At 33.0% G+C, this 21676-nt stretch carries 18 protein-coding genes; 3 read left to right on the forward strand and 15 right to left on the reverse strand.

The window, feature by feature from the left end; genetic code table 11:
• Positions 1-15 precede the first annotated feature (15 nt).
• A complete protein-coding gene (locus tag FF125_RS19570) occupies positions 16-1554 on the forward strand; it encodes a RagB/SusD family nutrient uptake outer membrane protein (protein ID WP_138951622.1) in 1539 nt (512 codons plus the stop codon).
• A 157-nt stretch (positions 1555-1711) separates the two neighbouring features.
• On the forward strand, positions 1712-2914 hold the full coding sequence (locus tag FF125_RS19575; RefSeq protein WP_138951624.1) for a glycoside hydrolase family 88 protein: 1203 nt from the start codon (positions 1712-1714) through the stop codon (positions 2912-2914).
• Positions 2915-2994: 80 nt separating this feature from the next.
• Here the strand turns inward: FF125_RS19575 and FF125_RS19580 are convergent, their stop codons facing one another.
• Genes FF125_RS19580 through FF125_RS19595 form a run of 4 tightly spaced genes read right to left on the reverse strand, consistent with a single transcriptional unit; the run spans position 2995 to position 6422 of the window.
• Positions 2995-3663, reverse strand: coding sequence for a bifunctional 4-hydroxy-2-oxoglutarate aldolase/2-dehydro-3-deoxy-phosphogluconate aldolase (locus FF125_RS19580; protein ID WP_117879751.1), 669 nt, complete (start codon positions 3661-3663; stop codon positions 2995-2997).
• Positions 3664-3679: 16 nt separating this feature from the next.
• Complete coding sequence (locus FF125_RS19585) at positions 3680-4897, reverse strand: 6-phosphofructokinase (RefSeq protein ID WP_138951626.1); 1218 nt, start codon at positions 4895-4897, stop codon at positions 3680-3682.
• A 28-nt stretch (positions 4898-4925) separates the two neighbouring features.
• Positions 4926-5375 carry a YhcH/YjgK/YiaL family protein gene (locus FF125_RS19590; RefSeq protein ID WP_138951627.1) on the reverse strand — a complete coding sequence of 150 codons (450 nt, stop codon included), beginning with the start codon at positions 5373-5375 and terminating at the stop codon, positions 4926-4928.
• A gap of 6 nt (positions 5376-5381) precedes the next feature.
• A complete protein-coding gene (locus FF125_RS19595) occupies positions 5382-6422 on the reverse strand; it encodes a sugar kinase (protein ID WP_138951629.1) in 1041 nt (346 codons plus the stop codon).
• Positions 6423-6577: 155 nt separating this feature from the next.
• Between FF125_RS19595 and FF125_RS19600 the strand changes: the two genes are divergently transcribed.
• A complete protein-coding gene (locus FF125_RS19600; RefSeq protein ID WP_138951631.1) occupies positions 6578-7612 on the forward strand; it encodes a LacI family DNA-binding transcriptional regulator in 1035 nt (344 codons plus the stop codon).
• A 39-nt stretch (positions 7613-7651) separates the two neighbouring features.
• On the opposite strand, the gene FF125_RS19605 is transcribed toward FF125_RS19600, so the two are convergent.
• The 11 genes from FF125_RS19605 to FF125_RS19650 all read right to left on the reverse strand — a co-directional run bounded on the left by FF125_RS19605 (position 7652) and on the right by FF125_RS19650 (position 21653).
• The gene (locus tag FF125_RS19605; RefSeq protein ID WP_138951633.1) at positions 7652-8416 is read right to left on the reverse strand and encodes an SDR family NAD(P)-dependent oxidoreductase; all 765 of its coding nucleotides are present in this window, start codon (positions 8414-8416) and stop codon (positions 7652-7654) included.
• Positions 8417-8451: 35 nt separating this feature from the next.
• Complete coding sequence (locus tag FF125_RS19610) at positions 8452-9825, reverse strand: MFS transporter (RefSeq protein WP_138951635.1); 1374 nt, start codon at positions 9823-9825, stop codon at positions 8452-8454.
• A gap of 57 nt (positions 9826-9882) precedes the next feature.
• Positions 9883-10593 (reverse strand): FadR/GntR family transcriptional regulator, encoded by a 711-nt coding sequence (locus FF125_RS19615; RefSeq protein ID WP_138951637.1) that lies wholly within the window; start codon positions 10591-10593, stop codon positions 9883-9885.
• Between the two features lie 671 nt (positions 10594-11264).
• Entirely contained in the window at positions 11265-12161 is an 897-nt protein-coding gene (locus tag FF125_RS19620) for a polysaccharide lyase family 7 protein (protein ID WP_138952638.1), read from the reverse strand.
• A gap of 26 nt (positions 12162-12187) precedes the next feature.
• Positions 12188-13105, reverse strand: coding sequence for a polysaccharide lyase family 7 protein (locus FF125_RS19625; RefSeq protein WP_138951639.1), 918 nt, complete (start codon positions 13103-13105; stop codon positions 12188-12190).
• 45 nt (positions 13106-13150) lie between these two features.
• Positions 13151-14644 carry a PKD domain-containing protein gene (locus FF125_RS22275; protein WP_175418968.1) on the reverse strand — a complete coding sequence of 498 codons (1494 nt, stop codon included), beginning with the start codon at positions 14642-14644 and terminating at the stop codon, positions 13151-13153.
• Between the two features lie 22 nt (positions 14645-14666).
• Complete coding sequence (locus FF125_RS19635; protein ID WP_250629636.1) at positions 14667-15707, reverse strand: hypothetical protein; 1041 nt, start codon at positions 15705-15707, stop codon at positions 14667-14669.
• Positions 15708-15850: 143 nt separating this feature from the next.
• Positions 15851-17446 (reverse strand): RagB/SusD family nutrient uptake outer membrane protein, encoded by a 1596-nt coding sequence (locus FF125_RS19640; RefSeq protein ID WP_138951643.1) that lies wholly within the window; start codon positions 17444-17446, stop codon positions 15851-15853.
• Between the two features lie 96 nt (positions 17447-17542).
• Positions 17543-18031 (reverse strand): hypothetical protein, encoded by a 489-nt coding sequence (locus tag FF125_RS22200; protein WP_250629637.1) that lies wholly within the window; start codon positions 18029-18031, stop codon positions 17543-17545.
• Positions 18032-18166: 135 nt separating this feature from the next.
• Positions 18167-20815, reverse strand: a complete 2649-nt coding sequence (locus FF125_RS19645; RefSeq protein WP_250629638.1) for a TonB-dependent receptor domain-containing protein — start codon at positions 20813-20815, stop codon at positions 18167-18169.
• 463 nt (positions 20816-21278) lie between these two features.
• On the reverse strand, positions 21279-21653 hold the full coding sequence (locus FF125_RS19650) for a cupin domain-containing protein (RefSeq protein ID WP_138952640.1): 375 nt from the start codon (positions 21651-21653) through the stop codon (positions 21279-21281).
• Positions 21654-21676: the final 23 nt, after the last annotated feature.

Genomic DNA, 21676 nt, shown 5'->3' on the forward strand with positions numbered 1-21676 from the left:
AAAACAATATATAATATGAAAACATATAAATATTTATTCTTATTGATAGGTCTATCAATAATAAGTTGCTCAGACTTAGAAGAAGAGCCTGTAGGGTTATTAGCTCCAGATGGTTTCTTTAAAAACACAACGAACATACAAACAGCCGTAGATGGTTCTTTAACACATGCTATTAATGAAAAATTTTGGGGAAGAAAACTCTCTATAGCTTTAATGTTAAGATCTGATATGGTAAGTCTTGCTTCTAACGAAACAAGAAGAGTTGAGATGAATGAGTTCACTACTTTAGGTAGTAATGGAATGATTAGTGAATTTTGGCCAAAAACTTATGAAGGAATTGCTGCCGCTAATCAAGCCATCGCAGGAGCTGAAGATGTAGATGTAGCTGATGAGATTAAAAATCCAATAACTGCACAAGCTTATTTTTCAAGAGCATTTTACTATTTTCATTTAGTTAGATTATTTGGAGATGTACCTTACATTGACGCACCAATAACGGATGTAGACGCAGCAACTTCTTTAAGTAGAACACCTAAAGCTGAAGTTTATGCGAATATTATTGCAGATTTAGAATATGCAAAAACGTGGTTACCAAATACACAAGCATCAAGAGCAACACCTTCTAAAGCAGCAGCGAGTTCTTATTTAGCTTTAGTGTATTTAACAATGGAAAATTGGCAAAAAGCTTATGACGAAGCAAAAGAAGTAATTGACAATGCAGGTACATATGACTTAGCATTAGATTCAAATTTTCAAAATTTATTCAATGCCGAAGTAATAGATGGTTCAAAAGAACCAATATTTGCATTGGATTATAATAATGTTGAAGCTCCTGATAATGCTTATGATCAAATTGCTCCAATGGCAGGTATTAGAGGTGATGATAGAAATTTAGGTGGTGGATGGTCAGTTGCTGTTCCTACGCTAGAGGTTTATACTACTTGGGATGCTGGCGATTATAGAAGAGCAGTAAGTATGGATGATGAAGCTTCTATAAATGGTACAATTGTACCTTATACTCAATTTGACATCAGTGGACATCAGTTTGCAAAAAACAATCCATATGTTGGAAAATACGCACGTTATCCTGGTGCTTTTGCTCGTGCAAATGCTAGAGCAACAAGTCATAATTATTCTATGATTCGATATGCAGAAGTGCTATTGATTGCGGCAGAAGCTGCAGTAGAATTAGGAGATAATGCCTCTGCACTTACCTATATCAACAAGGTAAGAGAAAGAGCAAGAATGGGTGGTGCCACTAAAACTGGTGCAGATACTGAATACACTTTTGCTCCTAGTGCTACACCAGCAGACCTTACAGGAACTGTTACTGTTGCCGATGTGTTAGAAGAACGTAGATTAGAGTTTGCTTTTGAAGGCATAAGATGGTATGATATTGCTAGAAGAAAAATGGGAGGGGCACCGTACAATGTATTTGATGCTTCTGGTTTAGAAGGAGCCAAACCAGATTTTTCTGCAGATGATTATTTATTACCCTTACCTGAAGATGAGTTAGAGAGAAATCCTAACTTAACTCAGAATCCAGGTTATTAAGCTTATAAAATATATTATTTGAGTTAGTTGAATTAAAGGCGTATTTACTTGAAAAAAGTAATACGCCTTTTTTTATTGCCTAAAATTTAATTACATTTATTTGAGATTTCTAATGAAGTCAACTCTTTAATCTAATTATTTATAAATCAATTAATATATGAACAAGCCCCTAAAGAAAGTTAACTTTTTAATCATTATAAAACTATTAATTTGTACAACCCTACTATTTACCTCCTGTAAAACTGCCACAAAAGAGAAAAATAATGAACAGATAACTACAGATTCATTATTAACCATACGATATCAAAAAATAGTAAACTACCCTGTTAAAGACGATGCATTTCCTAGAAGCATGGATGCAACTTCCAAAGAAGTTAGACTCGTGAAATCTAATGATTGGACTAGCGGATTTTATCCCGGAAACTTATGGCAACTTTTTAAATTAACAAATCAAAATACCTATAAAGAAAAAGCAAATGATTGGACTGCTTTTATGGAAGACCAAAAATTTAATGCAGGTACTCATGATATGGGGTTTAAAATGTATTGCAGCTTTGGCGAAGGATATGAAGTAACCAACAATGAGAATTATAAAGATATTCTAATTACAAGTGCTAAAACACTAGCAACACGCTTCAATAAAAACGTTGGTGCATTACGATCATGGGATTTCAACAAAGACATTTGGGAATTTCCCGTAATCATAGATAATATGATGAACTTAGAATTGCTATTTGAAGCCACCAAAATGTCTGGCGATAGCATTTACCACAAGATTGCCGTAAAACACGCTAATACTACCTTAAAAAATCAATTTAGAGCCGATAACAGTGTTAATCACGTGGTTGTTTATGATACCATTAATGGCAATGTAAAAATGAAAGTTACGCATCAAGGTTTCAACGATGAATCTTCTTGGGCAAGAGGTCAAAGTTGGGCAATTTATGGATTTACTATGGCCTACAGATACACTAAAGATCCAGCCTATTTGACTCAAGCAGAAGCTACAGCAACGTTTTTTATGGAACATCCTAATTTACCCGAAGATGGTATCCCATATTGGGATTTTAACCATCCTGATATACCAAATGTTCCTAGAGATGTTTCTGCAGCAACTATTTTTGCATCAGCCCTATTTGAAATGTATAATTTCACTAAGAATGAGGGCTATCTCAATTTTTCAAATAAAATTTTAGCTAATTTACAGACTCCTAATTATATTTTAGATAAAGATATCGAGGCTCCATTTATTCTAAATCACAGCACTGGAAACGGCCCAAAAAATGATGAAATGGATGTCCCTATAAATTACGCCGACTATTATTTCTTAGAAGCTCTTTTACGAAAAAAGGAACTTTAAATGGGACATTAGAATAAAATAAAGACCTCACAAGTATATAACTCGTGAGGTCTTTTATGTTCCATCTATGGTAAATAAAACTATTTTCTTATTTTTTTAATAAGTGCTAAAGCAGCTTTTACATCTTTTTCTAATTTAGCATAATCTTTATTTGCTATTATGTCCTTTGAAATCAACTGAGACCCCATACCAACACAAGTAACACCCGCATTAAACCATCCAGATAAGTTCTCTTCCGTTGGAGACACTCCACCTGTAGGCATAACGCTGGTCCAAGGTTGAGGACCTTTTACACCCTTAACAAATTGAGGACCGTAAATATCGCCAGGGAATAATTTAACAATCTCACAACCTAATTCTTCCGCTCGAGTAATTTCAGTTAACGTACCACAACCTGGTGACCATAATACTTTTCTTCTATTACATACAATCGCGATATCTTCTCTTAAAACGGGAGTAACTATAAAATTAGCTCCTAATTGCATATACAAAGAAGCGGCTCCAGCATCAGTCACTGACCCTACACCCATTATCATTCCCGGAAGTTCCTTAATAGCGTATTTAGTTAATTCACCAAAAACTTCATGGGCAAAATCACCACGTGATGTAAATTCCATAAGCCTTGCACCACCATCATAACATGCTTTTAATACTTTTTTACTTAACTCAATGTCGTTATGAAAAAATAAAGGAATCATTCCTGTTTCTTTCATTGCTTGAGCTACTTCTAATCTTGAAAATTGTGCCATCTTATTATTTTTAATTTTAGATCCAGTTTAATAATTTTTTGAAATCATATTCCTCTGGATTAGATAAATATTTTTTTGCTTTTTTATAATCCCTTTCATGAATAAAGAAAAGGTTATTTATAAATAGTTGTGCCATATCAGAATCAATATTGACCAACCTTGGAGGTATTTTACCATTTTCATCCTCAAAATCTTTTAAAAATAATGGGGTAATATCTCCTCTAGAGTTTGCACTTACAATACAACCAGTTATGCCCTGATCAAATAATTTTTTTACGCCAATTCCCAATAGAGTACACAGCGTTAAATCAAATGCAATAGGATTACAACATCTTAATTCATAACCCAGTTCAACAGGTCTCGACTTTACTTCCAATCCAATTTCTTTCAGTTTTACTTGTAATAAATAATTGAATATATGCGACTTACTCACATTACCCAATTCTGGATGTCCATGAGCGTCATAGGTAAAGTTAATTCCTGAATTTATAATTTCTTCTTCATCCATAAAATGAAAAACACCTTCGCTTACCAATGCAACACCATACTCAACACCCTTAATTTTAGATTTAACAATTGATGAGATAATCATATTGATTATCTTATCGAATGTAATAGTTGTTTTGTTAAACATTTCAGGAATAATCATCATTGGAAAGTGGCATGCAGAAGCAATACCAAAAGCCAAATGACCTGCAGAACGCCCCATTGCCGAAAGTACAAACCAATTTTGACTTGTTCTAGCATCTTCATAAACCGTATTACCAATCCGTACCCCTTCATCTTTCGCTGTATGAAATCCAAATGTTGGATTTCTATCAGGTAGTGGTAAATCGTTGTCTATGGTTTTAGGAACGTGAATATGAGCAACTGTTAAATTTTGTGTTTGAAGATATTTGGTTAATCTATTGGCGGTAGATGCAGTATCATCACCACCAATAGTAACCAATAATTTTACATTATTCTTTTCAAAAAAATCTGCTTTAAAATCGCTGTCTTTAGGCTTGAACCTACTCATTATTAAAGTAGAACCACCACGACTAAAAATACGATCAGCATGATGAAAATCAAAAACTTTTACTTCAGGATTCTCAGACAATATACCCTGATAACCATGATGCACACCTATAACCTTATAGCCGTCTTTTAAGAACGTTTTTGCTAATGTGCTTATCACCGTATTTATACCAGGAGCCGGACCACCACCACAAATAATTGCTATTGATTTTTTCATTTTATAATTTCTTAAAAACTATAAATATTTAAATTTTAACCTTAAAAATTAGCTTTTTTATTTCACCATTTCCTATCATAGGTGCGTGAACATCTTCAGGATAAAAAATTGCAAACTGATTATTTGTCAATTGAAAAGACATATCAGGTTCATCTTTAAAAAAACGCACATCCTTCTCTGGATTATATGCTCCATTTGGAATTACACATTTTTCTCTTGGTTTCCAAGCTATAGTTTCTAAACCGTTCACACAGATTTGGATGTCGATATTTGCATCATGACACTCAAATTTTTCTAAACTAGTTTCTTTGGTTTTTCCATTACCATTACTCACGATGAGTTTTAAACCTTCTGCTATTTCGAATTTTCCTTCTTCAAGATTTACTAAATCTTTTTGGCTGATATAATCAAATGCCTTTGCAAATAAGGGATGTAAACCACTATATTTATCAGCATTTTTAAGGGTATCTATGATCATAATAAATTATCGTGCTACTCTACCTGAAGAATCTCCACCCATTAATTTCTTAACCTCATCAATACTTGATAAATTAGCATCTCCTTTTATAGTATGTTTTAAACAAGAAGCAGCAACAGCAAAATTCAATGCTTTTTGATCATCTCCTTTATATTCTAATAAACCATAAATTAAACCGCCCATAAATGAATCTCCTCCACCTACTCTATCTACAATGTCAGTTATTTGATACTGTGGCGATTCAAACAATGTTGTTCCATCATATAAAACACCAGCCCAAGTATTATGTGAAGCAGAAATAGAACCTCTTAAGGTAGTAATTACCTTTTTGGCACGTGGGAATTTTTTTAACATTTGATCACAAACAGATAAAAATGCTTCACCTTTTACGTGTTCTCCTTGAGTAGTAATATCAAGACCTTCTGGTTTAATACCAAAGTGCTTTTCAGCATCTTCTTCATTACCTAAAATAATATCACAGTATGAAGTTAATTCTGTCATTATCGCCTCACGATCACCACCATATTTCCATAATTTTTGACGATAATTTAAATCTGTTGAAATGGTAAGTCCCATTTCACTTGCAATTTTTACAGCTTCTAAACATGCATCTGCAGCTCCTTGAGAAATTGCTGGTGTAATACCTGTCCAATGAAACCAATTTGCTCCTTCAAAAACTTTGTGCCAATCAATCATACCTGGCTCAATTTCTGCAATTGCAGAATGTTGACGGTCATAAACAACTTTACTTCCTCTATTTACAGCACCAGTTTCTAAAAAGTAAATACCTAAACGATCACCACCCCAAATAATATTCTCACAATTTACACCTCTTTTACGCATTTCCATCATGGCACATTCGCCAATATCGTTTTTAGGTAAACGAGTTACGAAATCTACAGGTACACCATAATTAGCTAAAGAAACGGCCACATTTGATTCACCACCTCCATAAATAACATCAAAAGAATTTGCTTGTGAAAATCTTAAAAATCCGTGCGGAGCCAATCTTAACATGATTTCTCCAAAGGTTACAACTTTTTTCATTTTGTTAAATTTAATTAGTATTATTTGAAATTGCTTAAACGTTTAACCAGAAACATAAAATAAAATCAAAACCTCAGCAGTGACTAAAAATTTTGATTATATAAACAAAAGGTATTACATTTGTTTAAACGTTTAAGCAAATATATAAAATTTTAATGAGAAAAAAGAAAACCACAATAAAAGATATTGCTAACGTCTTAAATATATCTGCGGCTGCAGTTTCGAAAGCTTTACATGATGATTCTCGGATTAGTGAAAAAACAAAAAAAGCGGTTAAACAAGTTGCAAAAAATCTAAATTACCAACCGAATCATTTAGCGAGTGCCTTGCGAAGTGGCAAAAGCAACTTAGTAGGTGTTATAGTTCCAAGAACAAATAGTAATTTTTTCTCCTCCGTTATTCAGAATATTGAGGAAGTTTTAAATGAAAAAGGATATAATATTATCATCACACAATCTAATGAATCTTACAAAAAAGAATGTAACAACATAGATACCCTTCTCTATACGCAAGTTGATGGAATTATTGCTTCAATGGCAAATGAAACTGTTGATTTAAGTTATTATGAAAAGGTAAAATCTAAAGGAATTCCTTTAATATTATTTGATCGTGGTGAGAATGATTTAAATGTTGATTACATTGGTATTAATGATTATGAAAGTAGCCATTCAATTGTTGAACATCTTGTAAATAATGGATGTAAAAGAATAGCTCATATTGGCGGCCATAAACGTACAAGAATCTTTAATAATAGAATTAGAGGTTATAATGATGCTCTAAAAAAATATAATTTACCGTTAGATAATGAACTACTTACCGAAAGTGGTTTAACTATTAAAGATGGAAGAGAAATGATGCAGCAATTGCTGAATTTAAAAGAAAGGCCAGATGCTGTTTATGTTGCCGGAGACTATGCTGCTTTGGGTGCCTTACAAGTTTTAAATGAAAATAATATAAAGATTCCGGAAGAAATTGCTTTAGTGGGTTTTGGTAACGAACCATTTACTGATATGGTTACTCCGAGAATATCAAGTGTTAAACAACATAGTGAAGAAATAGGGAAACAGGCTGCACTTGCATTTTTAAAATACAACAAAGACGAAGTTGTAAACCAAAGTTTGAATAAAATCATTCTTAATGCGGAATTGATTGTAAGAGATTCTTCAAATAAAAAAGCCCTTCTTAACTAAAAGAAAGGCTTTTTAAAATTCGAATTTAACAATGTTGCGTTATATTCCTAAAGCTTGACCTCCACCAATTTGGATAGTTTCTGCTGTTAAAAATGAGGCATCATCACTTGCTAAGAATGAAACAACTGATGCTACTTCTTCTGGTTGACCTAATCTTCCTAATAAAATACTATTTTTCCAAGTTGCAAATACTTCTGGCTTAGTAGATTTTATTTGAGCATGGAAAGGCGTATCAATTGTACCTGGAGATACTGCATTTACTCTGATTCCATATTCTGCTAAATCTTTAGCTAATGCTCTAGTTATGGCATGTACTCCTGCTTTAGAAGTACCATAAATACCAGCTCCTGGTCCGCCAGCATTCCAACCAGCATTTGATGTATAGTTGATTATTGATGCATTTTCTCCTTTCTTAAGGAAAGGAATAGACGCTCTTGAAGCAAAAAATACTGAATCAAGATTTAAAGCCATAACAAATCTATAAAACTCTGTAGTCATTTCTTCAAACCTAGATCTTCCGCCTAAACCACCTGCATTATTAACAAGCACATCAATTCTACCATACTTTTCTCCAATTTTGTTTATGTTTGAAGTTACTTCATCTTCATTGGTAACGTCAAAACCGTAATACTCTGCTGTTATTCCAGCTGCAGTCAGTTCTTTAACACATTTAGCACCGGCTTCATCTTCAATACCATTTAAAATAACGATATATCCGTCTTTTCCTAATCTTTTTGCTACTTGAAAACCTATTCCACCTGTAGCTCCGGTTATTACAGCTACTTTTCCTTTGTTTTTACTCATCTTATAAAATTTTATGTTTTTATTAATATATTTTTCTACAATTTTTTTACCATAGGTTCAACTTTCGGTATAAATAACCACACACTAGCTAAGGTTAGAAGAGCTAATACTGCCCCAATTATAAATGCTGGTGTATAATTACCTCCACTGGTTAACCATGGCACTAAATATGTAAGACCTGCAGCGGTAAGTTTAGCTGCCATACCTGAAAATCCAGCCAACGAACCTACCGTTTTTCCACTAAAAAGATCACTAGGTAAAGTTTGAACATTTCCTATTGCTGTTTGGAAACCAAATAAAATAACTGCCATTAATATAACAGCTGTTGTTGCACCTGGGTTATCCATGTCTGATATCTCGGTAAAACCAATACTATCCAATAAACTAAGAATAGATGTTTCTATGCCCAATGGGTTTGCCATAGCTAACAATGCTGGTAACATAATTAAACAACCAAGTGTAATTACCATTTTACGTGTTCTGTCAACGTTCCAACCTTTTTTAAGTTTATTTCGGGCCAAAATTCCACCATAATAGGCTCCTGCCATCGCTCCTGCATAAGGTACCCAACCATATAGAGCCATTGACTTCACGTCCATACCATAAACTTCATTTAAATAAATTGGTATCCAGAAAACAAATAACCACCAAATTGGATCAATTGCCGCTGAAGCCAAAATGACTCCCCAACTTTGTTTATGACCAAGTAATTCTCCAGTATTTGGGTTGTATTCTTGATCTATATCTCCATCACCATCAAAATCTTCATTTTTCTGACCTGTTAAAATATATTCACGCTCTTCTTCTGTAATCCAAGGATGTTTAATTGGCGGTGCCTTAACAAGAATCCACCATGGTATCAACCAAAGTAAACCAGTCAATCCAATTAAAATAAAAATGGTTTGCCAACTAAAATAGATTGATAAAGTTGCAATTAATGGAATGGAAATAATTCCACCAATAGCTGCCCCTGAATTAAATATCCCTTGAGCAAGAGCTCGTTCATTTGTTGGAAACCATTCAGCATTACCTTTAGTAGCTCCTGGCCAGTTACCAGCTTCCGAAACTCCTAATATTGCACGGAATATTCCAAAACTCAAAATACCATTAGCAAAAGCATGTAACGCGGTAGCAACAGACCATACACCAATTGATAATACAAATCCCATTCGAGTACCTACCCAGTCAAATATTTTTCCAAATATTGCCTGACCAAATGCATAAGAAAAAACAAAAATAATTGAAATAAGAGCATATATTGCCTTTGTCTCATCTGGTGTATGTCCAGGATACAAATCCTTCGCAATTTCAGGCCAAAGTACACTTAATGAAGTACGATCAATATAATTAATAATAGTTGCAATAGCTATTAATGCGACTACCCACCATCTTAAACCTTTAACTTTCATATTTTTTTGTTTTAATTTATATTTAGCACATCTCTTTTTAATAGTCCGTTGTGCTAATTATGCATCCTTACCATTATAACAATAATCATAAAGCATTTTAAAATGTACTTTCATATTTTCCTTTGCCAATTGTGGGTTTTTATCCTTAATAGCATTATAAATATTCTCATGTTCTTTTATTCCCAACAAAGACCTGTCATCATTACACACGTGGTACTTTTCAAAATTGGTTATTATTTCTGGTGTAATAATCAACATTAAAGTGTTAAGTGAACTATTACCACTTGCTTTTGCAATTGCTAAATGAAACAATAAATCTTCTTGAACAGCATCTTCTCCTTTCTTTACTTTTACCTTAAAGGCTTCAAGTGCTTCATTTATCTGACTTAGATTTTCCTCCGTTCTTCGTGATGCGGCTAATCCTGCAGTTTTCAACTCAAGTAAAATTCTAGTTTCTACTAAAGATTTAAAATCTGGTTTTTCTAAGCTCACAATATCATCAATCATTCCATTCATAGCAGTTACACCAATGTTTGCAACGAATGTTCCACTTTGTGGAATGGATTTTAACAAACCATAAAACTCTAATTTCTGAATCGCCTCTCGAACATTACTTCTAGTGACTTCAAATTTTTCAGACAACATGCGTTCAGAAGGCAATTTCTCACCCGGTTCTAAATTCTTTAAATTAATAAAATCTCTTATTTTAGAAATAATAGAATTCTGTACCTCCTTATTTTCATTTTGTGTAATAACTTCTAACTTCATTTAAAAACTTTTAATTGGTTAACCTCATTTAATCATTAAATATAAAAAAAACGTTGTAATAGGTTAATATTTAATTTCCTTTTTAATGGTTTAACTACGCTAAGAACTTTTCCTGGCTGAATCAAAACAGAACTAACTCAAATAAATACTCTAATAATTTTTATTTAACTGAAGAAAAATAAAGTGAAAGATATTCTTGTACTCTTTTTTCTTTTACTATTAGTTACTTTTGTTTTTAATTTCGCTCCTATATTAAGTACCTAAAATTAATTATTTTTTGGTTTTCCAAACTGGTTAACCAGTTTGGAAAACCAAATATATGCTATTTTATGGTCTTAAAAAAGAAAAATATAAATTTTACTCTTTTACTCAGTCAAATCTTCGCTAATAAGATGAAATACATCTGTTTATCATAAATAGCACGATATAGGACATATTAAAGAATATGTACCTACTCTTCACATATTAATTAGTTCCACTACATAACTAATTAAAAATTTAACAACTCCGATTTCTACATAGCCTATGATTTCGGGAGTTGTAAATTCTCTGACATAACTATTAGCCATGTTACTTTCCACTCATTTATATCTATTTCTAGTAAAATAGAACTTTATTAACTAATTAGCTGATTCACATAGCTTTAAATTATTCTTATTAATTCTAAAGCACTAGTGAATCACACTTAAATCATAATATTTAACTTTAGAAAAAGCACCTGCATCCTTAGTTACCAAATAATTACCTGCTTTAAAATAATTTTCAAAAACACCCCATTTTTGAATGTGAATATCATCATAAACAACTGATTCGGTATCATTCAATATTACCTCCATTTTACCCTCAGTAACTTTTATTTCTAGTGTAAACTTTTTAAATCCGACGTTCTCCTCAAACGTATAACCATCATCATCTCCCCAGGCGTCTGTTTCTAATATTTCAGTGTCAGAAGCATTTAAATCTTTCAAAATTTTCGTTTTCACTCTAACTTTTCCATCCGTCCAATAAATTTTTAGCATTGGCGGTGCATTATTATCTTTTTGTCCAATCAAATCGCGTTGACTATTAGTTAGCCTACCATGAATTTGCATAATAATAACCCGATGATAATCTCCGTCAGCATCTTTTGTTATTTCTGACATAGACAAACTCCCCTTCATTTTCCCTCCTTGTTTGAAAGTCCAATTCGTATTATTACTGCCAGGTATCATTTGCTCCCTTAATTCCGTTCTAGAATAAGATGAGTTTGCCGTTGATGCTCCTGGGTATGTATAAAATACCAAAGCTCCATTTACCGAATCATTATAAAAAAACGGTTTTAAAACTTCATTAGTTGCATAATTCAAAATTTCAGGAGGTTTAACCTCTGTTGGGTTTCCAATTGGCAACGTTACTTTCCAATTATTTAAATCTATTTGAGGTAATATATATGTATCATCAATAGGTTCTTCAACCACAACTACAACCTCTTCTTCATCTATTTCATCTATTATATCATCTTTTTGCTGACAACCAATTGCAATTATAAAAAGCATTGTACTTAAAACTAATAATCTGACATAAAGCATACTAAATTGTTTTGACATGAACATACTTAATGACTTACCTCAAGTTCGTAATACCTAACTTTAGAAAACGAACCTTCATCTCTTGATTGAAAATAGTTACCTGCTTTAAAATAGTTTTCAAAAACTCCCCATCGTTTCATATGAATACTTTCGTAAACCTTATATTCATTACCATTTAAAATGATTACCATTTTACCATCTGAAACTTGAACTTCTAAAGTAAATTTTTTAAAATCTACTTTTTGCTCAAAATTAAAACCATCGTCATCACCCCATGCGTCTTCGTGCAAAATTTCTTCATCCGTTGCATTGAGATTTTTAAGCACTTTGGTTTTGACTCTTACTTTCCCATTATCCCAGTATATTTTTAACATTGGAGGGGCATTATTATCATCTTCACCAATTAAATCGCGTTGTTCGTTTGTTAAACGCCCATGTATTTGCATAATAATGGTTCTATGATACTTACCATCAGACCCCTTTGTGGTTTGCTCCATAGAAAGCTTACCTTTCATATTGGCTCCTTGCTTAAATGTCCAATTGGCATTATTATCACCAGGCACTATTTGTTCTCGGAGTTCAGAACGGGTATACTTCGTGTTCTTTGTTTTTGATGCCGTTGGCATAGCATGAAAAACTATAGCCCCTCTAGTAGAATCTATATACATATAAGGCTTTGCAATCTCATTTGATGCAAAATCAATGATTTCAGGTGGCTCTATTTCATAAGGCTTTCCTTTCTCATTAGTTACTGGTAAGGTTACCTTCCAGTGACTTAAATCAATGTCTGGTAACCTGACTTTCTTCTTTTTCTTCTTCTTTTTTTTCTTTTCTACTTTAACATCCGAATCTGAAACATTGCTCTTCTGTGCTTGACAAGCTGTATTTACAGATAGTAATGCTATTAGAATAATGCTTACTATATCTATTCGGAGGTTTTTCATTTTATTATTAATTAATTTTACTGGTAATATTTTAATAATTTTCTATTAAAATCCAGGAGTAATAATATCTATATTATCATAGAACACTTCATTACTGCCGTCAACAGCATTTAATGCTCTCACATAAATCACAACTTTATTTGATGTTGCCTCAAATGTAAATGTAGTCGTTGTAAAAGTATCCTTAGTACTAGAAGCCTTAGAACTATTAAAATCATTATCAATTACATAGTAAGCATCTGCATTGGCATTTCGACCAGCTTCTGTATTAATAACATCTTCACCAGCGATTTCATTATTTAAAATAAATACTTCAGAATTAATACCTTCTGCTTCAGAACGAGAATCAATTGTAAAAGTATATTCTACCCCTGCTTCAACTGCTACAACTTGATAGAGACGACGACACTTTTCATTTAACTTTACTCCTCTATCTCCTAACCCTGCAAATTTATTACCATCGCCCGAAGAGCCAGGTTGCTCACTATCATCTCCACAATTATCTTTTAGCCAACCATCCAAATCTGAATTAGACCAAAGTGCTTTAAAAGGGCTATCTACAGTTTCACCTGCATTGTTTTTTACAGTACTATTTGGCGTCATATCCCATGCATCAGCATTATCATTTGTTTCGAGTGTAAAATCATCGGCAGTACCATTTTGAACAATAGCCTTAAAAGTAGCCTCTACACCGCCAACTGGAACCTGTATTGTAATACTTTTAGATACGCCAGCATCATTTGTAGTTGTTAAAGTAACATCATAGGTACCATTAGTTGCATACGTATGTGAAGGATTAACCTCGGTCGATGTATTTCCATCTCCAAAATTCCAACTATGTGACACTGCTAAAATTGAAGCATCCGTAAAATCTACAGTTAAATCAGTAGTAGCAAACGTAAAATCAGGAACTGTCGATAAAACTAAACCTTCTATATTTTTGGTTACAGAAACTTTAGCACCCAAAAAATTAGTTGCAGTAAGTGTTGCTTGATATGTATCAGCAGTAGCATATATATGCACAGGATTGAAATCAGGGTCATCCTCTGTATCTTCAGCATCCCAGCCAATTGTATCTCCATCGCCAAAAGTCCATTCTAACTCACTCGCACCAGATGTTAAATTTTCAAAAGTCACTTCTGAATCTATCATGGTAAAATTAAAGTCAACAAAAATGGGTGCAACAGATGAAGAATCTACCGCCACTAAACCGTCTGAACTTGTTGTGGTCAATTTAACATTATATAAACCTCCTTTTGCATAGGTATAATCTGGATTTGCATCTGTTGATGAATTACCATCTCCAAAATCCCATAAATAAGAAGCTGCATCTGTCGAATAACTTCTGAATACTATGGACAAATTATCACTAGCTTTTGTACTTGTTGTAAAGAGTGTATTTGGCTGAATGTTATTTACATTTCCTGTTGGTGCCACAAACTCTTCGTAACCACTATCATAACATGATAAAAGGACAAAAAACATACAAAACAGTGCAATAATACTTTTATTTAATTTTTTAATTAATTTATAAAACATAATATTTAATTTTTGAACGTTTTTATTGTTTAACTGAAATATCAAATGCATCTAATCTACCCTCAACACCTGAATTCGTAAGTAAAATGATGACTGTTTCATTATCTCCTGCTTCAAAGGTTATCGCATGTTTTTTGAAAACATCAACAACTCTTCCTACATTATTATCTGTTCTAGAGGCAATAATATTTGCTTCTAACTTCGCTTCTGCCAGTGTTGTAGCATTGGTACTCACTATAGATACGGTTATGTCTCCAAAAGAATCCAAATTTAGAGCACTGAAATAAGTTAACACATACGTTGCCCCAGGCGTCACTTCAATTTCTTGATAACCAACTCTTGTACCATCTCCAGGAAATTTCGATGCTTGTGTACCTTCAGGTAAAACTCCTTCAGATTTTGTATTAATCTGAAAAACGGAACCCCAATTAGCACTACTAGGTGCTCTCCAAGAATCTCTACCATCTCCAGATCCATCAAATAAAGTACCATCCTCAAAACCTGGCTCTCCTATTTCTGGTACCGGAATTGTTGGAATTACTTGATTAACTGTAATTGTTTTTTCAGTGTAAGCTGATTTACCAAGATTATCGGTTACCGTTAAACCAACTGTATATTCTCCTGGGCCTGGAAAAGAAAAAACTAATTCTCGATCTTGTAGCGTTGCCGATGGTAACGCAGAAATTTGATTTTCTAAATCAGATACATTTTGAAGTGTTTCATCTGAGAGACCTGCTTCAGCGGCGTCTAACTGCACTTGCAAATCAGCTATTTGAGCCTCCAATGCATCCACTTTAGCTTGATCACTTTCACAAGGTATTTTAAATTCTAACTTTGCAATTGCATTTTCAAATACCACAACCGCAGCTAATTCTCCGTCAATAGATTGCTCTAAAATAGATATGTCTTTATTAATTAAAGAAACGCCTTCTGCTGGAGTAATAGTCCATTCATAATTGGTACCATTTACAGCTAAATTAGAACCTGCTTGAAAGTTATAATCGTATTTAGCCCACAATTCAACATCATTACAGTCAAATTCTGAAGAAACAACGTTAGTCACACTATAAAATGGTGTTGGACCTGTAATATCTTCAAATCGCCTATATTAGCCAAATCGTCGTTGACACAAGAAGTTAAAGATACAAATGCACCTAAAACTATATATTTTAAATTAAACAAATATTTATTCATAATTATAAGATTTTAGTATCCGCTATTCTGTTTATAAAAATTAGGTAAATTGTCCATTTCTCTTTGTGGAAAAGGAAGATATTTCTTTTCATTTGTATAAAACAAACTGTTCTGTTGCGAAAATTTTGTTAACACATCATCGGCTTCACCAAATCTTATTAAATCATACAAACGTTGATTTTCGTATACAAATTCAACTCTTCTCTCATCTAATAATTGTTGCTTAGTTAAGTTTGCCACCTCTTCAAGACCTGCTCTTAATCTTACTTTATTAAAAGCATCGATAGCTCTAGAATCTGTAGTACTATCATCACCTCCTAAAATTGCTTCTGCATACAATAACAACACATCTGCATATCTTAAAACCACCCAGTCATTATCTCCAATCTCTCCTTCTGTTGGGAATTTAGCATTAAAAGTATCATTTGTTTCAACCGTTGGATTATAAGATAAAGCATCAATACTAGCATAGAATCTAACCGGTTGTAATTCTGGGTTCATAACCTCTAAAAAATCAAGTGTCGCAATATTTATACCGTTAGAAGGTCCTTGCAGCGTCATGGCGAAACTATGTGATTCTGAATCTGTTTCTACTTGATCGTCTAAACCACTATCGCTGGTAACATAATTATCGCTACTCACTAAATCATAAGCAATTGAAAAAACGACTTCATCATTAATTTCAAGAGCCGGACTATTTGACCAAGAACCATCAAGTACCCCATCTGTGTACCCATCAGAAATGGCATTACCTAGTACATGACCATAATCAATAACTAAATTGGCATAATACTCTGCATCTGTTAAAAGATCAACTGAATTATCTAAAGGATCTGCATTAAACTCAAACTGTTCTGCATTGCTTCTTTCTGTATAAATTAAATCATAATTATAAGCACCATTATTTTCCACAACCGATGCTAATAAAAGTTCGGCTTCAGAATAATTAGGACTAGGCTGACTTAAATATGCTTTCGCAGCTAAACAAATAGCAGCTCCTTCAGACGGACGATATCTATTTTGCTCTACACCATTTAAGTATGCAATTGATGTTTTAAAATCATCTATGATCTTCTCGTAAACTGCAGCCTCTGGTAATTGAGGGTAATCTAAAGCCTCATCCTTAGTGATGTCTAAAACTTTATCTATATAAGGAATGTTCTGATAAGCTCTCACCAAATTAAAATGACATAAAGCTCTCATAAAATAAGCTTCCCCAACCGTGTACTGTTGATTTTCTGGAGCTAAAAAACGATTATCAATAATAGTGTTTGCATGTTTAATAGTAGCCATATTGTTGGAATAATAGGTGGCCACATCTCCGTTATTTGGATCTACATTATAAGCATTAATTGCCGGGAAATTTCCATTTTCCGAATTCGCTCTTACATTATCAGATCTTAATTCTGTTAGCAGAAATTCATTTGCTGGAACCTTTTGATAAGCATCTAAAACTCCATTTGCCAACAATTCAAATCCATTGTCAGTTTGTAGTAACTCCTCTATTGAAAGAGCTGTAGGGTTACTAAGATCTAGTTCTTCCTCACAGCTTGCAAATAAAGCTACAAATGAAAAACAAACGATTATATTTTTATATCTATATTTCATGTGTTTATATTTATTGTTTTTTAACTGTCACATGCTGTTCGCTATTAACCATTCCCTTGGTTGATAAAACTTTTAACATGCTCGTTTCATAATTAATTAAAATTGAAAGTTAATCCCTGCTGATATTGTTCTTACTATGGGGCCATCTCCTCTTTGATAACCTGCCGTTAATGGTGTATTAGCATTACTTGATGTTTGACCTGCCGCTTCTGGGTTAAAACCTTCATAACCTTTAGCTGTGAAGAAAAGTAAATTCTCTCCTGTAATATATAATCTTAGTCTATCAATATTATTTCTTGATGTAAATGATTCTGGTAAAGAAAAACCAAGTGTTATATTTCTTAAAGTTACATAAGAAGCATCTTGTATATGATCATTCGTAAATCTTCTATGAACTGTTAAATCTCTATCCGGAAAATTAGCAACTTCATTTACAGCTGATTCACTAGCGTAATACAACTGATCTAAATCGGCAACTCTTACTTCAGCACCATGAGACCCTTGCCATTGAAATGAAAAATCGAAATCTTGAAGTCTAAAATCTGAATTGAGTCCCCAAGTAAAGTCAGGATAAGGACTACCCAACTCCGTTCTATCTTCATCATCAATAATCCCATCATTATTTAAATCTTTTACATAAACATCAGCATAATCATTATTGAATCTATTAAATGGATTGTCTACCCATTCTAATGGAATTTCTTTTTCGTAAACCCAACCTTAAAAAGAAGTTATGGGCTGGCCTACTCTAGCTATAAACTCTGTAGGTCTTGTATCTTGATCAATTCTAGAAATGATTTGGTCATTATTACCTAAACTTTGAACGGTATTTCTATTTAAAGAAAACTGTCCTGAAGCTAACCAACTGAACTTTTCAGTAGAGATTATTCTAGAATTTAATTCTATTTCAACCCCCTCATTTTTAACCTCTCCTATATTTTGCAACCAATTATCTGTACCATAGACACCAGGCACTGGTGCAAAAAGAATTAGATCTTTACTTGTTCTGGTATAATAATCTACTGCTAGATTTAAAAGACCTCTACCAAAAGTAACATCTACACCAGGGTTAAATTCTATTAATTTTTCCCAACCTAAATTTTGATTTGCTAAAGTCACCCCTTTAACTCCGGTCTGACCATTATAACCAATAGTACTGTAGGCCTCTTCAAATCTATAAAGTGATTCAAATATATTGTTAGATATTTCATTAGATCCAGAAATACCATAACTGGCTCTCAATTTTAAGAAAGTTACAAATTCACTTTCTGACAAGAAATTTTCTTTTGACAAAATCCAACCTACAGAAGCTGCTGGAAAGAAACCAAATCTCGAATTTGAACCAAACCTAGTACTACCATCCGTTCGAGCAGATAATTGTACGAGGTACTTTTCATCAAAATTATAATCTAATCTTCCAAAATAGGAAACTAATTTATCCGTTCCATTGTCTGTATATGTAGTTCCTCCATCTGCAAGGGCAATATTGTTATTGAAATCATTGGTATAACCTACCGCCTCAGACTCTTGTGTATAAAAATCTCTTTGTGTAAACTCAAACCCTAGTATGGTATTAAAATTATGTTTACCAAAATCTTTCTTGTATTTAAGAAGTGATTCAAATGCATATTGATTTAATTCATCTCTTCCTTCTAATCGGTAAGATTCTTGTTCTCTATTTTCTTGTCCATACAAATAGTCCGCTTCATTATTTTTATTATGTCTAAAAACAGTTGAAATGGTTTGTCTAAAATTAAGACCTTTTGCTAATTCAAAGTCAAGATAAGAAGATGCGTTTAAACTTAATTTCTTCTTTGTTCTAGATCTTTCAAGAAAGTGTACTAATGGATGAACATTTTTTGTAGTTGACAACGTTAAACCACCAGAGGTCAAATTGCTAACCAATGGGAGGCCTGTATTAGGGTCTCTAGCTATTGCTCTCGGATCATTAGGGTCAACTGTAAACACATGATCAAAAGCTCTTGAAAACCCGTAGCTACCTACACCTATATTTTCAAATTGAGCTCCTGCATCTCCAGGATCTGACTGCGTAATGTATTTTAAATGATCTTCATTTAAATAAAGCGGTACATGACCTAATTGCCTTAATGGATCTGTAAACCTTGCTGGTAGCTTGTCTTGATCATTGTAATTAACGCGTATACTAGCACCGTACTTTATTTTTTTGTTTTTCGATTTACTATCAACCTTTATTCTGGCATTGTATTTCTTAAAATTATCGGTTAATGCAATACCTTCATCTTCAAGATATCCTAAAGACGCGGTGTAACTTGTTAATTCAGACCCTCCTCTTACGGCAAAAGAATGACTTGTTATTACACCTCCATTGAAAATTTCATCTTGCCAATTTTTTTCACCACCTCCTAATGAAGCTATAAAATCCATGGCCTCAAGTTCTGCATAAGCTGTATTGTAATCACCATTTATCCTATCATAGTTTTGACTATCTGATGAAATTGAACTTACCACATCCTGTAAACCGTCTAACCTTGATCTTTCATCACTTATTGAGGTATTAAAGTTATCGTTTTTATTTGCAAATTTATAACCTGTAAATGTGTTGTAAGAAAATTTAGTTTGACCAGATACACCTTTCTTAAGCGTAACCAAAATAACACCATTTGCACCACGCGAACCGTATATTGCTACAGATGAAGCATCTTTTAAAACACTAATTGATTCAATATTATTATTATCAATAGAACCTAAAATATCAGCTTCTGTACCTAAAACAACACCATCAACAACAATTAAAGGTGATGATGAACCTGTAATAGATCCCGGGCCTCTTAACGTAATTTTAGGGTCTCCACCAGCTTCCGATGACGCTACCTGAATTCTTAATCCTGCTACTTTTCCTTGTAGTGCATCTTCTACACGTGACACAGCAACATCCTGAAGATCGGCACCAGAAACTTTAGTTAAAGCACTGGTTATATTTTTCTTTTTTTGATCTCCATAAGCTACAATAACAACCTCATCCAATTGATTATTGTCTTGAACTAAGGATACATTAATTGTTTTTTTATCTGATACGGTAATTGTTTGAGAGACATATCCAATAAATGAAAATTGAAGAATATCACCTTTTTTAGCTTCAATGGAATATAACCCATCAAAATCTGTGACAACACCTTTAACGGTGCTCACAATTAAAACCGTTGCTCCGGGGATTGGCAACTGATCTTTTGCATCTATAACTGTACCTGAAATCGTATAATTTTCTTGTGCAAATAATGTAATACCTACAAGTAAAGCTACAAACAGAGATAGTTTAGTTTTTAATTTAATATTGATTCTTATTATGTTCGTAATTATTTGATTAGTTAAACTTATAAACCAAACCAATAACTCTAAACTTTTACGACAATACAAAAAAACAATCTCGTTACAAATAGATCGATAATTTCACATTCCTCTTATACAAGGATATCTTTAAAGTTTTGCACTCCAATTAAAAAAGTTAAACAAAACAACACTAAAGTGCTATTTCTTTAACTACAAATTTATTATTTTATTAACTGGGTCTTAATTACTTATAAAAAAGTAATTGTAGTTATTTTGGTTTACCAAACTGACTAACCAATTTGGTAAACCAAATATATGTTAAAATTTTGTTATAAAAAAATAATTAAAAACTTTAACATTACTATTTCATGAAGTTCTCTCTCATAAGGCTAAAAATAGTAATTACAATTCCTGTCCTTTGAAATCTCGCATTGTGAATTACACATGTAGCAGAAAATATATGGAATGTCTCCAAACAAAAAAAACTGTTTTAACCTTTCGTAATGACAAGCAAAATTTTTACTTATGACTTATCTCCAAAATATGATGGCCCATCACCAGTTAAAAAATCTTCTCTAACAGGACTAAAGGTGTCGATTAATTCACCCTCTTCCAAGCAAACTGCACTATGCAATAAATTAGGCTCAATATACACGCCATCTCCCGCTTCTACAATTTTCTTTTCCCCATCAATTTCAAATTCAAATTTACCTGAAACACAATAGGTAGCTTGTGTGTGAAAATGTTGATGTGGAGCACCTAATGCTCCTTTATCAAACTTCACTCTTACCATCATGATTTGGTTGTCATAACCTAAGAACTTTCTAGATACTCCACCACCAAGAACTTCCCATTCCAAGTCTTTTGCGATGACATACTTTTCGCTAAATCGATTCATTTTTCCCATTTTTTTTATATTTA

Origin of the sequence: Aureibaculum algae (assembly GCF_006065315.1) — a bacterium.
GTDB lineage: Bacteria > Bacteroidota > Bacteroidia > Flavobacteriales > Flavobacteriaceae > Aureibaculum > Aureibaculum algae.